The organism is Francisella persica ATCC VR-331, from assembly GCF_001653955.1.
Lineage (GTDB): Bacteria > Pseudomonadota > Gammaproteobacteria > Francisellales > Francisellaceae > Francisella > Francisella persica.
Map to the genome: position 1 here is coordinate 1,109,785 of NZ_CP013022.1, position 16,662 is coordinate 1,126,446.

Consider the following 16,662-nt stretch of genomic DNA (forward strand, 5'->3'; position numbering starts at 1 on the left):
TTCTGTAGTATCTATCCCAGCAGGTTTTTTCTTGCTGATAAATTTATATACCACTACTATACTATTTATCTGGCGCGATAGGCTTAGTAATTTTTTACTATAGTGTCGTTACTAACTCTAAATATTTATTCTTTTATTATAATATTTTTATGGAACTAGTTGTATGAGTTGCTTTTAACTATTCAAGTACCACATTTTTAACTATGGGGTGAGAGCTAGTGGCTTAGGTTTAAGTTATAACATTAGTTTTGTGCTATTTTAAATGACGCTTTTTTGGTTTTGGCAAGTTTAGGGTATTGCTAAAGGTTTTATATTTACTTTTACTCTATTATATATTGGTTTAGTAGTGATTATTATCTCTGCCATTATACTAATATTTACGCGTAGTAACCTTCCATTTCTATCTAGCACACTATCAAGTGTGATAAAATTTTTTTAAAAGATCTTTTATTTTATTAGTAATGGAAAAATTCTTATCAAGTTTAATATATATATTAGAAGCTAATACGATTTTATTTGTTTGTCAGATTTTTACTATTTTTATCGTATTAAAACTAATTGTTGATAAAAGATCAGCATCAAATATCCTTGCATGGATTTTAGCAATATTGTTTATCCCGTACATTGCCATTCCATTTTTCTTTATATTTCAACGTAAAGATAAGCGTAGCTTTTGGCAAAAAGAAGCTATGAATATTAGTCAACCATCACTAGATTCATTCTGCTTAGATAAAAGTGAAAATTGTAAAAATCTACCTAATGAAATTATTAATGTTTTTGCTAATATGGAATTAAATACTCTTACAAGTAAAAACTCTTTTGAAATGTATTGTGATGGTGTTAAATCATTTCAAGCTTTTATGCAAGCTATTAAGTCTGCAGAACAAAATATTTATATCCAAACATATGTATTTAAAAATGATACTACCTCTAAGCTAGTAATAAATGCTTTAGAAAAAAAAGCTGCTGAAGGTGTTGAAATTAAGATTATGATTGATTCTCTAGGTTCATTTTATGTATATCGTCATAATAGAAAAATATTCAAAAAATTACGTAATTTAGGTGCTAAAGTAGTATTTTTTATGCCGGTGATATCTAATCCTTTGCGTAATTATATTAATTATAGGAACCATAGGAAAATATATATTTTTGATAATCATACGGTATTTAGCGGTGGTATGAATATTGGTGATGAATATATGTCACCTATCGAACATGAAGGAATGTGGGATGACTTACTATTTAAAATTCAAGGGGAATCGTTAATATATTTTTTAAAGATTTTTTGTTCTGATTGGCACTTTGCGACAAATCAAGAAATTGAATTTAATATGGAGAATGCCATAACAACACAAGAAGGTTTTGTGCAAGTAATTCCTTCTGGACCAGATCTAAAAGAAGACCAACTATATTCTGGGTTAATCACTGCAATTAATTCAGCTAAACAAAAATTATGGATTATAACTCCATATCTAATACCTTCAACAGAATTATATCATTCAATAGTTCTAGCTAAGAAAAAAGGTATTGAGGTAAAAATTATCACACCCAAAAACTCCAATCATAAGTTAGTTGATAGAGCTAGAGCGAGTTATATAAGAGATTTTTTAGAAGCTAATATTGATATTCATTTCACTAAAAACATGATACATGCCAAAGCTGTATTAATTGACGATAATATAGCAATGATAGGCTCAGTAAATTTAGATATTCGTAGCCTATTTTTAAATTATGAAATTGCTACATTTTTGTATAGCAAAAATGATATTGTAAAAATGTATCAATGGGCAGATAAAATCCTAGAGGACTCAACTCAAAGTACCCAACACATGAGCACAAGTCGTGGTAGTCTGATTGCAGAAAGTATACTTAAAATACTTACTCCTTTAATGTAGAGCGAGATCTTAATAAAAAGGTTTAAACATTTATTAGCTTATTTTTGAATACATTCTTTAATATATATTTTAAAATAAAAACTAATTATAACCGCTTGATTTTCTAGGTTAGTATGTCCTTTGCTTTTGATTTATTTAACTAAATAAGTTAAAGAGGCTAACAAAAAATGTAAAAGCTAAAAAATATACTTAATAAAACAATTTTTTATTAGTTTTAGGTGCTATGCTATGATAATTACTCGCATGTTCTGACAAAAAAACAATCAAAGTGGTGTTTTAATTATCCTTTAGAGCTTAATAATAATGTTACACAGCTTGAAGCTACTTTTGATGAATATTAGTAAGCTTAAAATGAATCAATTTTTAAAAATAGGCTTTTATTAAAGCTATATAGAAAAAGATGGTAAATATCCTGCTATAATGCTTGATATCGATAAGTTAATAATCTTTTAATAATATTATGATAACAGAGGTACCAAACCAACTATCCCTTATATGCTGATTTTGTTTAAAATCAATGTTTCAAACAAATTATAATCACATACCGTCTTTTTACTTGAACAATAACAGTCTTTGTACTATGTGCAGCCAAAAACCAATTTTGCTTACAAAGATTCATTTAGGACAGCATCATCTTGAACAAAGAAATGTTTACTGGTTAATGTACTATATATACTACTATCGGTGATAAAAATGTAGATTGGTATGGTTCTAATAACCAAATAACTATTACGATGATCTAAGTAGCTGTAGTTTTGATAACCAACCGTAACAGTTTCCTACTCAAAGTTGCTATAATAGACACATCATGAAATATTAGAAGTATGGAACAATCAATTTACTGTAAGAATTTTCAAAGATAATCAATATTATTTAAATGAATAAAAATATAACAAACTGCCAAAGAATTTTGTGAAAAAAATAAGTACATATTTATTAAACTTCGAGAGCAAGTGCTTGAAGCTATTTTAAAATCAAGATAATTCTCTAAGTGCCTATGATATTTTAGAAATTCTTTCAGTAAAAAAACAAATAAATACCCCAACTGTATTTGTATATAGAGCTATAGATTTTTGGCTAAAACATGGCTTTATGACATAAGATACATAAAGGTTTTGAAGTATTTATTTGCTAGAACTGTGGTTTTGTTAATGAGTCACATTTTTGTAATCTATATATTTTAAAAGAATTTCAAAGACTTACATCCTATCAGATTAATAGTTGAACCTTGAGTTAAAAGGCTTATGCAATAAAGTATATAATATAAAAATAAATAAATATTAGTTAATTTAACCAAATTTATCTCAAAAAAGTTTTTTGATTATATTTAAGATCTTTGCTCAATATTAAATTTAGATTTCAGTGCCTCTAGGATTTTATCTGTACTTTCAATAATAACCTTATCATCTAAAGTTTGTAAGTTATCTTGAAAAAGTATGCTTAACGCTATACTCTTTCTTTGATCATAATGGTTTTCATAGACATCGAAGATATTGACATCTTTTAAGATATTTATATCTAAATCTTTTATAGCTTTGATAATATCTCCAGCAAAGACAAACCTATCAACCAAAAATGAGATGTCCCTTATTACTGATGGATATTTAGATATTTTCTCAAAACTTGGTATTTGTTTTTTTGTTAAAATAGCTAAATCCAATTCAAAAACTATTGGTGCTTTAGCCTTAATTTGGAAAGTTTTTAGTACACGTGGATGAATCACTCCAATTACTCCAATCATATTACCATTAGCTAAGATATAAGCAGATTGACCTGGATGAAGCCAATTGATATCATCACAAACTTCAAAGCTTAGGTTTGTAACATCATTACATAATGCTTCAACATCTGCTTTAACATCAAAAAAGTCTACTTTTTTACAGTTAGACCAGTTAATATTTAAAAGCTCACCGTAAACTAAACCTGCAATTCTATCAACTTGGATTCTCTGGTTATCTTGTAGTTTAAAACAAGCACCGTTCTCAAATATTCTAATTCGATTTTGCTGGCGCGAAGCATTTGCCTTAAAAGTACTAATCAAACCAGGTATCAAAGATTGTCTCATTATAGATAAATCTTGTGAAATAGGATTTTTAATTGCAATACCTCTATCAGCAAAGAAAAACTCGTCATATTTTGGATCTATAAAACTATAGTTAATAGTCTCATGATAGCCTCTATCTATCAAACGCGCATTTATCGTAGCTAAAGACTGGAATGTTTCAGATATATCAGTTTTAGCCACTGCATATTTAGGCATAGTTTCTGGAAGCTTTGAATAACCATAAATACGTGCTACCTCTTCGATTAAATCTTCTGGTATTTCCATATCAAAGCGATACGCTGGTGGTGATACTTCTATATAATTACTATCAAAAGTCTCTGTAACATCTATATGTAATGCTTGTAGTATTTCAGTAACACACTCCAAACTGAAATCTGTGCCTAATACACGATTTAGCTTCTTAATAGAAAGATTTATTTTGTTTTCTTTATTTAATCTCTCTAAATCCTCAGCTCCATGAATTGGCGCAACATCACCAGCTGCTATTTGTGTTATTAGTTGAATAGCTATTTTTATAGCATTTTTAGCTAATTGTGGATTAACTCCTCGCTCAAAACGATGAGAAGAATCAGTATGGAGATTATATCTACGTGCTTTACCAGCAATCTTTTCAGGAACAAAAAACGCACTTTCTAAGAAAATATTAGTAGTATCAGCAGATATTGATGAATCTAAACCACCCATAACACCAGCTATTGCTAGAGCTTTTTTATCATCTGCTATTACTAAAGTATCAGAGCTTAATTTAACTTGTGTTTGATCTAGTAGTGTTAGTTTTTCATTATCTTTTGCATAACGAATATTAATACTACCATCTAGTTTATCAAGGTCAAAAGCATGCATTGGTTGACCAGTAAGTAGCATTACATAATTTGTTACATCAACAAAAAAAGATATACTATCAATGCCACTTCTTCTTAGTTTTTCAACCATCCATAAAGGTGTTTGGACTTTGTTATTAACATTTTTTATGATACAGCCATAGTATGACTGACATCCATCTGTAGCAATTATATTAACTTGTTTAATATCATCTATTACTACTTTAGGTTCTACTATTTCTAAATCTCTAAGTTCAGTTTTTATTAGAGCTGATACTTCACGAGCGATACCATATACACTGAGACAATCTGCTCTATTTGGTGTTAGATCAACTACTATAATATTATCATCTAAGTTTAAATATTTATTAATATCTGTGCCTACTGGAGCATCTGCTGGTAAATCCATAAGACCATCAGCTTTGTTAGCTAAACCAAGTTCCTCTTTCGAACACAGCATCCCAAAAGATTCTTGACCACGCAGTTTAGATTTTTTGATTTTAAAATTACCTGGTAATACTGCTCCGATTTTTGCAACAGGAGCTTTCATACCTTCATAAATATTGCTAGCACCACAAACTATCGTTAGCAACTTATCTTCACCAGCATCAACACTACAAACATTTAATTTATCTGCATTAGGATGCTTTGCGATAGTTTTAATTTGTCCAACCACTACGCCACTAACTTTTTCTGCAACAGCCGGCTCAATGGCCTCAACTTCTAGGCCTGCCAAAGTTAAGGTATCTGCTAAATCTTGGCTATTCTGAGTATCACTTAGATATTCATTTAACCATTTATGTGAAAATTTCATTTATAAACCTCAAATAATAATTAAAACTGTTTTAAAAATCTCAGATCATTTTCAAAGAACATTCTTAAATCATCAATACCATATCTAAGCATAGATAATCTTTCTACTCCTATACCAAATGCAAAGCCTTGATATTGTTGTGGATCAATATTACCTGCTTTTAATACTTTTGGATGTACCATACCACAGCCTAAAACTTCTAGCCAACCAGTATGTTTACATACTCTACAACCATTATCATCACACATTACACATTCGATGTCAGCTTCTGCTGATGGCTCAGTAAATGGGAAATATGATGGTCTAAAGCGTACTTTCAGATCCTTTTCAAAGAATGAATTTAAAAACGCATGTAGCAGACCTTTTAAATCAGCAAAAGAAACATCCTTATCTACAAGCAAACCTTCTACTTGATGAAACATTGGCGTGTGGGTAATATCTGAATCACAACGATAAACCCTACCTGGAGCAATTATTCTAATTGGTAGCTGTTGTTTTTCCATTGTTCTAATTTGTACCCCAGATGTGTGCGTTCTCAAAACATGAGTTTCATCGATATAAAAAGTATCATGCATAGTGCGAGCTGGATGATGAGAGGGAATGTTTAAAGTTTCAAAATTATAATAGTCACTTTCAATCTCAGGACCAAATTCAATTGCAAAGCCATTTTGTTTGAAAAATGCTTCTATTCTATTTAAAGTTTTTGTTACAGGATGAAGTGAGCCTTGATTTTGCCCTACACCACTTAATGTCACATCAATCTTTTCTTGAGCCAGTTTTTTATTTAACTCTTGTTCTTCAAAATTAGCTAGTTTTATATTGATTGCTTCTTGTAAAGCTTGTTTTGCAATATTTACCGCTTGGCCTAGTTTTGGTTTCTCATCATTAGGTAATGTCGCTATTAGCTTCATCATCTCAGTTAATTCCCCCTTTTTGCCAAGATATTTAACTCGAATATCATCTAAAGATTTTTTATCTTTGACAAGATTTAGCTCCTTAAGAGCTCTATCTCTCATTTGCTCGACTATTTGCATATTTATCCTTTATTTCAAAACTTGAGAGATATTATAGACAAAAAAGATTTTTATTAAAATGTTGCTGAAAAAAATAAAATCTTTATAGACTTTTTATGCCAAAAGATATACATGAGAAGCTAATAAAGGAAATATGTAAAGAAAGAGAAACGATTCCAAGCATTTTAAAACTGCTTAATAATAAACATGACCTAGATAAGATAACCAACAACAAGCTAAAATAAAAAAAATACACTAATTTTTATAAAGTTTTTGGAAATAAAACCATACAACAAATAGATGAGAGCTAGTACTTAAAGTTAATATAGCTCCAAAGAGTCTTGTAATTGTACAAGGCTATCCTCGAAAAACAGGATGGTGAACTTCAAGATTTGTGCTTTTGACTATAATAATTATTTCGGCTTACACTGTTTTGAAGAAAATTGTGGTGTAAAATCCAAAAACTCTGATGTTCAAGTTGAAACTTTTAAAGATGTTGGGCAATAGTGTTAGGATATTATTTTAAATTAAATACTGTAGGTAAGTTTATAAATTAAGAGTGTGAGAGAATTAATGTTATTGATTAGAATAACACAGATCAATTATTGATTAGAATAACACAGATCAACTAGAATAGATACTCTATGAGAGTACTTCTTCATTAGACGCTCAAGAATATCAAATAGAATAAAAGATGTGATTAATATATAATAATTTTGATAAGTTCTTTAGTTATTGATAATCCTAAGCTGTCTAAATCTTATTTGTTATAACTTATTTGTTATAATCTAGTAAAGTTTGCTGCTGATCTACACTTAAATTATCAGGAATTTTTAGTTTAAAATGATTATATGCTAATAAAGTAGCTATGCGCCCTCTAGCTGTACGCATAATATATCCTTGCTGGATTAAATAAGGTTCAATAACATCTTCAATAGTACCCTTTTCCTCACTTAGAGCTGCTGCCATTGTATCTAAACCTACAGGTCCTCCTGCAAATTTTTCCATTAAAGTAAGTAAGTATCTATGATCCATATGATCAAAGCCAACGGGATCGACTTTAAGCATAGTCAAAGCCTTATCAGCAATTTCAAAGCATATTACTCCAGAACCTTTAACTTGGGCATAATCTCTTACTCTTCGTAAAATCCTATTAGCAATTCGCGGTGTCCCTCTTGAGCGTTTTGCAATCTCCATAGCTCCATCAGCAGTGATATCTAAATCTAACAACTTTGCTGAACGATAAACAATTTTCGACAGATCTTCTATAGAATAAAACTCCAGGCGCTGAATAATTCCAAATCTATCGCGTAATGGTGAAGTTAAAAGCCCTGCCCTTGTAGTTGCTCCAACGAGTGTAAACGGCGGTAAATCAATTTTTATAGATCTCGCAGCTGGGCCTTCACCTATCATTATATCAAGCTGATAATCCTCCATGGCAGGATATAGAATCTCTTCTACAACAGGACTTAAACGATGAATTTCATCAATAAACAAGATATCATTCTCTTCAAGATTAGTCAAAAGTGCTGCTAAATCACCTGCTTTTTCTAGAACAGGCCCACTTGTTTGTTTGAGTTCAACACCCATTTCATTCGCAATGATATTTGATAAAGTTGTTTTACCTAAACCTGGAGGTCCAAATATAAGTGTGTGATCAAGAGCGTCATTACGTGCTTTTGCTGCTTGAATAAAAATTTCCATTTGTTCACATACAGCTGGTTGACCTTCATATTCTGCCAAAGTTTTGGGTCTGATAGATCTATCTATAATATTTTCATCACTAGTTTGAGCTGTATTAGCTGAGATTATTCTATCTGTTTCGATCATACTTTAGTTTTAAAACAAAATTTAGTAGGAATTATAACATTTTTATTCTCTATATTGATAATAATACTATTGCGCTGTATAACCACCATCTATAGGAATTAAACTACCAGTCATAAACTTACTTTTATCACTAAGTAGAAAAATTACTAATTCAGCAATTTCTTGCGGCTTAGCGATTCTATTTAAAGGAAATTCTTTTTCTTCCTGCTTTTGCGCTTCATCAAAGGATATTCCAACATTATTTGCATATTTTTGTATCAAATTTCGATACAAATATGTATCAACAGTACCAGGACAAACAGTATTAACTCTAATCTGATATTTAGCTAAATCTAAAGCCAATGATTTAGTCATTTGTGCAATAGCCCCTTTACTTATGGTATATGCAAAACTATTTGGTTTGGCAATAAAGCATTGATCAGAGCCGTTAAATACTATTGAGGCGCCAGTTTTGAGATTATTTTCTAAACCTTTGATAAGATAAATACTTGACCAGACATTCAAATCTAATACCTTTTTGATACTTTGAATATCTATATCAAAGATAGAACCTTTTATCAAAATCCCCGCATTTAAAAAAAATCCGTCAAAGCTAACATCTTTGATAAGATCTAAAGCTTTAGAAATATCTTGTTGTTTAGTTAAATCAACTTTGATAAATTTTAGGTTTTTAGCAATAAAACTTTCTTGTATATCTATATTAATAACACTATTAATTTTATTTTGTAAAAGTAGTTCAATAACTGCCTTACCTATACCATTTGAACCGCCTGTTACTAAGTAATTTGCCATAGTTTATAAACTAGATCTCATCATATAACAAATAATATATGATAAACTTTGAAAAAGACAAATATTTTGTCTAAAATCTAATTATCAACTCGATATTATATTGGAGATAATTTCTGTGGATCTAAAAGACTTTAAAAAGATAGAACTTTCTCACTTTACATATGCTAAATCGGTCAGTTTCCTAAGAAGTGACATTAATCATCTTTTATATTTAGATAGCCCAGCTTTAGAGGTGTTTCGTGACTTTAAAGAACATGATGCTCTAGTCGTTAAAGCAGATGTAAACTTAAAAGACGTAAAAAACAAATTGATAGATAATCATAAAGATTTTATTCTTGTAACTGATGAAGAAGATAAAGTCATTGGAAGCATAGCTTTACATCATATAGAAAGTCAAAAATTACAGGAAAGAGCCAGAAGTTCTGGCGCCAAACCTACAGATCTGACAGCAAATGATATTATGTTACCAATAGCTATGGCTAATGTAGTTTCATACTCAATTATTGAAAATTCAAAAATAGGTCATATACTAAATACGCTAATTAATTCGGAATATCATCATGTCATAGTTTATGATGAAGATAAAAATGATGAAAAATATATTCGTGGCTATTTTTCTTTACCTTATATTAGAAAAAAGCTTGGCCTAGATGTATATCATGTTTACCAAAAAGAAGGGATTTCAAACTTAAACAAAGATATATAAATAAGTATCTTTTTATTTTTTGAGATATTTATCAATTAATATACATAGAATTTTCTTTTTAAGATCATTTTCACCAGGGGTAATAAGAACTATCTTAGGATTTTTGAGTAGTTACTTTATTAATTTTCTTAGTAACTCTTGTTGAGTGGTTTCGCCAGATGTACACATAATTTGTAACTGGCTGCTTGAGCATTTCAGCAAGCTGTGGGCGGATAGTTATATTTTATCCACAACATATCCTGCTTGTAAGACTATAACCAAAAGCTACAATAGTTTCGCCTTGAGATTTAGCATTAACTATTGGCCAGTTATTATAATTTTTAACAAAAAAAACACATAGTAAACTAAATCATACTAATAACTTACACTTTTATAAACTATTTTAATAGTTTATCTAACTCTTGAGATATCTTTTCAACACAAAGATTACTTTGAGCTAATAATAAATCTTTTGTACCATGATTGAGAAATTTATCTTGAAGACCAAAATTTCTAACGGTTATTTTTTTACTAAGATCTTTGGCTACAAAATATTCGTTAACAGCAGAGCCTGCACCGCCAGCAATACAATTTTCTTCTAAAGTTAATATTATCTCGTGAGTTTGAGATACTTGATGAAGTATATCTTCATCAAGTGGTTTGACAAAACGCATATCTATAACTGTAGCATGATATTTCTCATTTAGTTGTTTGGCTATAGGTAATAATGTTCCAAAATTTAAAATTGCAATTTTTGAACCTTGTTTAATCAGTTTCGCTTTACCTATTTGTAAGTCTAATTTATCAGTAATTTCAGCACCAATACCAGCACCACGCGGATAACGTACCATAGCTGGACCATTATATTCATAACCAAGCTCCAGCATATGGTAAGCTTCGTTCTCATCACTTGGTGTCATAATCACATGATTAGGGATACAGCGCATAAATGATAAATCAAAGCTACCATCATGAGTAGCACCATCAGCACCAACTAGACCTGCTCTATCAATCGCATATAGTACATCTAAATTTTGTAGAGCTATATCATGTATTACCTGATCATAAGCTCGCTGTAGGAATGTTGAATATATTGCCACGACTGGCTTTAGTCCTTGACAAGCCAAGCCACCAGCAAATGTAACAGCATGCTGCTCAGCGATAGCCACATCAAAATATCTATGCGGATATTGTTGTGAAAATTTAATTAAATCAGATCCCTCTCTCATTGCTGGTGTTATTCCAACTAAACGCTTATCTTTGGCAGCTTTTTGACAAATCCAAGTACCAAAAATATTTGAATAAGTTGGTTTAGGAACTTTGGTAGTTATATTCTCACCACTATGAAAACTTGGAGCAACATAATGAAATTTAATTGGGTCTGATTCAGCTTTTGTATAGCCTTTACCTTTTTTAGTAATCACATGTAAAAGTTTTGGACCCTTGTGCTCTTTTAGTATTCTTAAAGTTTTGACCAATTCTGTAACGTCATGACCATCGATAGGACCAACATAATAAAAACCTAAATCTTCAAAGAAATTTGCTGGTACAAACATACCTTTGGTTTGAGTTTCAATTTTTTTGACAAACTCAAATATCGGTGGAATATTCTTTAATACTTCCTTACCTTTTTCACGTATAGAATTATAAAAACCACCAGAAATAATTTTACTGAAATGTGCCGAAAGTCCACCAACATTATCAGAAATTGACATCTCATTATCATTAAGAATAACAAGAATATTTTCCTTGATACCGCCAGCATGGTTTAAAGCTTCAAAAGCCATACCACCAGTTATAGCACCATCACCGATTACTGCTATGGTATTAGATAATTTACCTTGTAGCCTGTCAGCTATAGACATACCTAAAGCGGCGCTTATAGAGGTACTTGAATGACCAACTCCAAAAGTGTCATATTCACTCTCACTACGTTTAGGAAAGCCTGAAATTCCACCATCTTTTTTAATCGTGATAAGTTTATCTTTTCTACCAGTGAGAATTTTATGAATATATGTCTGATGACCTACATCCCATACGATATTATCATATGGAGCATTATAAACATAATGCAAAGCAACGGTTAACTCTGTAGCACCAAGACTACTTGCAAAATGCCCACCACTTACATCTAAAGTATCTACTAAAAAAGCTCTTAGCTCTGATGATAAGATTTTGAGCTGACTCTCAGGAATTAGCTTAAGATCAGATGGGGTATTTATTTTATCTAAAATGATATATTTTGACATAGTTTAAAATCTTCATCTAACTCAAAAGTATGTAAAAATACTTTTATAATTAAACATTTATGTTATAGCACAGAGATGCGTTATTCCCATTCAATTGTTCCAGGTGGCTTTCCTGTCACATCGTACACAACTCTTGATACTTGTTTTACTTCATTTACAATTCTATTTGAAACTAGTGATAGAAAATCATAAGGCAAATTAGCCCATGTTGCCGTCATAAAATCAATACTTACTACAGCTCTTAGAGCTATTACATACTCATATCTACGCTGATCGCCAACTACACCTACAGATTTAACAGGTAAAAATACTCCAAAAGCTTGTGAAATATCGTGGTATAAATTATGTTTATAAAGCTCTTCTGTAAATATAGCATCAGCCTTTTGTAACGTTTCTACATACTCTTTCTTAATTTCACCCAATATACGCACACCTAAACCAGGACCAGGAAATGGGTGTCTATAAAGCATATTATAAGGTAATCCTAAACCTAAACCTAATTTACGAACTTCATCTTTAAAAAGTTCTCTTAATGGTTCTAAAAGCTTAAGTTTCATTTCTTTTGGTAAGCCACCAACATTATGATGAGATTTAATCACATGTGCTTTAGATTGTTTATTACCAGCTGATTCAATTACATCACTGTAGATAGTACCTTGGGCAAGCCATTTAGCATTCTCTATCTTAGCTGCCTCTTCATTAAAAATATCAACAAACAGCTTACCTATAATTTTACGCTTTTGTTCTGGATCACAGATACCTCTTAGAACATCTAAGAATCTATTTTTTGCATTTATGCGAATAACATTAATATCCATATGCTCTGCAAATACTTGCATAACCTGATCACCTTCATTAAGGCGTAGTAAACCAGTATCTACAAATATACAAGTTAATTGGTCTCCGATAGATTCATGTAATATAGCTGCCACTACAGAAGAGTCAACACCTCCAGATAGGCCTAAAATTACTTTATCACTACCAACTTTTTGCTTAATTTCTTTTATATCATTTTCGATAATGTTTTCTATATTCCACAGAGTATCACAACCACAGATATTAACGACAAAGTTCTCAATAATTTGCTTACCATTCTCTGTATGAGTTGTCTCTGGGTGAAACTGCACACCGAAAAAAGGCTTAGTTTTATGCGCAACTGCGGCTACTGGAGCATTTGTCGAAGATGCAATTATCTCAAAGTTCTCACCAGTTTTAGTGACTTTATCACTATGACTCATCCAAACTAGCTGTTCATGCTTCATATTTGAAAATATATTATTTGTTGAATTTAGGATATTTATAATTGCCCTACCAAACTCACTTTGATCAGCTCCTTTTACCTCACCACCATGCTGCATTACCATTGTTTGCATTCCGTAGCAAATACCTAAAACAGGAACTCCAAGCTCAAAAACTATCTTAGGAGCTTTGAAATCAGAATCATAAACTGATTCAGGACCACCTGATAGAATTATGCCTTTTGCTTGATAATCTTTAATAAAATTAACTGCCATATCATGAGGAAAAATTTCACAAAAAACCCCTACTTCTCTTACTCTACGAGCAATAAGTTGGGTATACTGTGAACCAAAATCTAAAATTAAAATCTTATGATTATGTATATCTGTCATTTTATAAAAATAAAGATTTTCTTAAAAGGGTATTTTAACCTAAATGAAGTTGATTGTAATTAGCTTTTAATGCTAAAAGTAGTATTAAGTACTTTTAAGATTTTCTATTTCTAAGATAACATCTTTAATATTTTCTTCAATATCTTTGTTAGAAGGAAGCTTGGGTAATAATAAATATTTTGATAAAAATAACACTCCCAATTGCACTAATAAATTATCATAAGGAAAAGTAGTCAATAAGTTTAATACATGGATATATGAATAGCCAACAAACACATAATATAAGCACAAACAAATCATATTTGTTTAAAAGCACTTGAATAAGATATTTGCGCATAAATATTAAAGGCTACTAGAAATTATTAAACATAATAAATTAAAAGTTCCTGACTAATACTAAATATGATCAAGCACCAGGACCTGGTAAACAGCTAAGTAAAACTAAAGATGATAAGAAATTTACCAAAGTTGTCCAAGTTGGAAATTGAAACAAAAAAACTAAACCAACAAAAAAAGTTAATCCAAATACAATAAGATTGGCACATTATTTAATTTATTAGAACTAATTTTTTGAAAAACTTTAAGCCAAATTCCTGCAAAATCCTACCAGTAACAGCTGTATAAACGTTACCTGTATAAAGGGTGCTACGATTTCATTAATCAATAGTATAGTACAGATAATATGCAAGGCTAAATAAATTGAGTAAACCTAAAAGTGGAGCTATTCCAGCATTGAAACCATTGACTGATTCTACATTGTTAAGCTGATAACAACTGGAGCTATCAAAGATAGTAGTGATTTTGCTAGTTTAGGTAGGATTCTTAGCAGAGTTTGCAACTATTAGACTCTTTCAGAATACTGAAAATGCAAAGGCTAAGTCCGAGCATATTACGGTAATAAAAAAATTTACACTTATATGAGGAGATATTAGCATGATAATTCTTAAAAGATCCATAGAATAATGGCTAACATCCCTACGGCAATAGCTATAGGGCAAGAATATCTTCCAAATACTCACTTGAATTTATCTTTGCAACATTTTTTAGCTGATGAGTATTTAGGTATGTAAAACTTAGCATGATTACAAATACGACAAAAGCTCCATAATACGATAAAAAAAACACATGTTGAATCTGAAAACACAACTAAATGATACGCTTCTAATGTTAAATAGATAAGATAATTAATCAACATAAGGTAACGAATAAAAAGCCTAAGGTACGAGAATGAGATTAATACGTAAAAATTTCATTTCTCCTGTAGAAATGAAGCTACTTCAGCAAAACATAATGCTACAAGCAATGTCAAGCGAAGCTGTAATAAACCAAGAAATTATCACTCCTCGACCTGCTGTTTTGAACCATAATATAGAGAAAATAGCCAAGCCACTACCAATCATTCACCCAATGGATATAAAAACTACAGCCATTTTGTTGCTATCCTTTTATTTATATTAATTATCAGATTAATCTAACAAAACAAATTAATTATTTGGCGTTTGAAACTAAACTCTGGATATTGAACACCGGCAAAATACAAACCATGTGCTTTAACTGTCTTTGCGGCTTGTGTTCTATCTCTGGCTTCTAATACAGATTTAATCCAATCAGGAGATTCAAAACCCAAACCTACCTTTAATAATGAGCCTATAAAGTTTCTAGTCATGTGATGTAAAAAAGCATTACCAATAACTTCAAAAACAATAAAACTACCCTTCTTAATAAACTCGGCTTTTTGGATATTTCTAAATGGTGTATTTGACTGACATTGTGATGACCTAAAAGAACTAAAATCTTGCTCACCTAATAAGTACTTACAAGCTTGATTCATCTTGTCTATATTAAGCTCTCTATTTTCCCATAAACAATGCTCAGCAAAAATTGGTGAGCTAATTGGTGAATTATATATAAGATAATTATATATTCTATTTAAAGCAGTAAATCTTGAGTTAAAATCATTATTAACCTCTTTGACTACTAATATTTTAATATCTTTAGGTAGCAAAGCATTTGCACCACGCCGCCAGGTACTTAATGGTCTATCTGCATCTGAATGAAAATTGGCTATCTGTGAAGTAGCATGCACACCTGTATCTGTACGACCTGCACAATTTACTTCTATGGTTTGATTGGCTATTTTTGACAGTGCTTTTTCAAGTTCTGATTGAATACTTGGTGAGTGAGACTGCCTTTGCCAACCACAGTAGTTTTTACCAAAATATTCAATTTGTAGTAGATAGTTTTTCATAGAATTTTATTTAGAAAAATAATATGGACAGTATTGTACCAAAATTTAGATTAAAGTAGTTATTTTACTAATAGATAATTCAATACTTGCTAACTGTTTTCTGCGTTTAAATCCAAATTACCACTCTTTTTGAATAAGTATAGCGAGTTATTTCAAATTGCAAGATTTGAATTTAAAGAAGCATCTGCCTTTAGATTAAATCAACAGTTTTTAGTATCTTAGATACTCTGGAACTTTTAAAATATCTGCATAATAATCTTCAACTGAGTCATATAAGCCTATGAAACGATCGTGTTTATCATGGCTGAAGTAACTATTTGTGAATCATTATCACCTATAGAAAGATTAATAGTATATATAACCCTTCATTCATGGGTTAATTTTGTTATACTTCCACTTTTTATACTATCAAATGCACAAATAAATCTCTCGTTTAAAGATATAAATAGCTATTATATTCTATATTTGTGTCTTTTGTATTAGGTAAACTTATTGTTATATTATTTTTTAGTTGGCTTGCTGTAGTTACAAGAGTTACTACTTTTCTATCTGATCTAAATTGGAGACTTTAAAGTAGGAGGAGCAATATTTGGCTGGTACTTGGGTTTACAAAGGCATT

Annotated in this window: 10 protein-coding genes and 5 pseudogenes; 5 read left to right on the plus strand and 10 right to left on the minus strand. The window is 30.6% G+C overall.

From position 1 onward, the window contains the following. The first annotated feature begins 461 nt into the window (after window positions 1-461). Both cls and FSC845_RS07340 read left to right on the plus strand, forming a co-directional pair. A complete protein-coding gene (gene cls, locus FSC845_RS04915; RefSeq protein WP_064460964.1) occupies window positions 462-1,895 on the plus strand; it encodes a cardiolipin synthase in 1,434 nt (477 codons plus the stop codon). An 877-nt stretch (window positions 1,896-2,772) separates the two neighbouring features. Continuing rightward, window positions 2,773-3,179, plus strand: a pseudogene (locus FSC845_RS07340) (Fur family transcriptional regulator). Window positions 3,180-3,222: 43 nt separating this feature from the next. Here the strand turns inward: FSC845_RS07340 and pheT are convergent. Both pheT and pheS read right to left on the minus strand, forming a co-directional pair. Further along, complete coding sequence (pheT, locus tag FSC845_RS04920) at window positions 3,223-5,595, minus strand: phenylalanine--tRNA ligase subunit beta (protein ID WP_064460965.1); 2,373 nt, start codon at window positions 5,593-5,595, stop codon at window positions 3,223-3,225. A gap of 20 nt (window positions 5,596-5,615) precedes the next feature. Next, the gene (pheS, locus tag FSC845_RS04925; protein WP_064460966.1) at window positions 5,616-6,629 is read right to left on the minus strand and encodes a phenylalanine--tRNA ligase subunit alpha; all 1,014 of its coding nucleotides are present in this window, start codon (window positions 6,627-6,629) and stop codon (window positions 5,616-5,618) included. 57 nt (window positions 6,630-6,686) lie between these two features. Between pheS and FSC845_RS10095 the strand changes: the two are divergent. Further along, window positions 6,687-7,156 (plus strand): annotated as a pseudogene (locus FSC845_RS10095) (glucosaminidase domain-containing protein); the annotation flags it as partial. 226 nt (window positions 7,157-7,382) lie between these two features. On the opposite strand, the gene ruvB reads toward FSC845_RS10095, so the two are convergent. Continuing rightward, window positions 7,383-8,438, minus strand: a complete 1,056-nt coding sequence (gene ruvB / locus FSC845_RS04935; protein WP_064460967.1) for a Holliday junction branch migration DNA helicase RuvB — start codon at window positions 8,436-8,438, stop codon at window positions 7,383-7,385. A gap of 66 nt (window positions 8,439-8,504) precedes the next feature. Further along, window positions 8,505-9,230, minus strand: coding sequence for an SDR family NAD(P)-dependent oxidoreductase (locus FSC845_RS04940; RefSeq protein WP_064460968.1), 726 nt, complete (start codon window positions 9,228-9,230; stop codon window positions 8,505-8,507). 115 nt (window positions 9,231-9,345) lie between these two features. Here FSC845_RS04940 and FSC845_RS04945 point away from each other — a divergent pair, with 115 nt between their 5' ends. Further along, window positions 9,346-9,936, plus strand: coding sequence for a CBS domain-containing protein (locus FSC845_RS04945; RefSeq protein WP_144416480.1), 591 nt, complete (start codon window positions 9,346-9,348; stop codon window positions 9,934-9,936). 48 nt (window positions 9,937-9,984) lie between these two features. Here the strand turns inward: FSC845_RS04945 and FSC845_RS10100 are convergent. The 6 genes and pseudogenes from FSC845_RS10100 to FSC845_RS09725 form a co-directional block, all read right to left on the minus strand. Further along, a pseudogene (locus FSC845_RS10100) lies at window positions 9,985-10,270 on the minus strand (arylesterase); the annotation flags it as partial. Between the two features lie 43 nt (window positions 10,271-10,313). Beyond that, window positions 10,314-12,164 carry a 1-deoxy-D-xylulose-5-phosphate synthase gene (dxs, locus tag FSC845_RS04950; protein WP_064460970.1) on the minus strand — a complete coding sequence of 617 codons (1,851 nt, stop codon included), beginning with the start codon at window positions 12,162-12,164 and terminating at the stop codon, window positions 10,314-10,316. A gap of 80 nt (window positions 12,165-12,244) precedes the next feature. Then, window positions 12,245-13,795: a glutamine-hydrolyzing GMP synthase gene (gene guaA / locus FSC845_RS04955; RefSeq protein WP_064460971.1), complete on the minus strand. Its 1,551-nt coding sequence runs from the start codon at window positions 13,793-13,795 to the stop codon at window positions 12,245-12,247. A gap of 84 nt (window positions 13,796-13,879) precedes the next feature. Beyond that, window positions 13,880-15,195: pseudogene (locus FSC845_RS09720) on the minus strand (APC family permease). A 71-nt stretch (window positions 15,196-15,266) separates the two neighbouring features. Next, window positions 15,267-16,043 (minus strand): tRNA pseudouridine(38-40) synthase TruA, encoded by a 777-nt coding sequence (truA, locus tag FSC845_RS04965; protein ID WP_064460973.1) that lies wholly within the window; start codon window positions 16,041-16,043, stop codon window positions 15,267-15,269. A 213-nt stretch (window positions 16,044-16,256) separates the two neighbouring features. Next, window positions 16,257-16,337: pseudogene (locus tag FSC845_RS09725) on the minus strand (antirestriction protein ArdA); the annotation flags it as partial. A 6-nt stretch (window positions 16,338-16,343) separates the two neighbouring features. Here FSC845_RS09725 and FSC845_RS10105 point away from each other — a divergent pair. Then, a complete protein-coding gene (locus FSC845_RS10105) occupies window positions 16,344-16,526 on the plus strand; it encodes a Na+/H+ antiporter NhaA (protein WP_144416481.1) in 183 nt (60 codons plus the stop codon). Window positions 16,527-16,662: the final 136 nt, after the last annotated feature.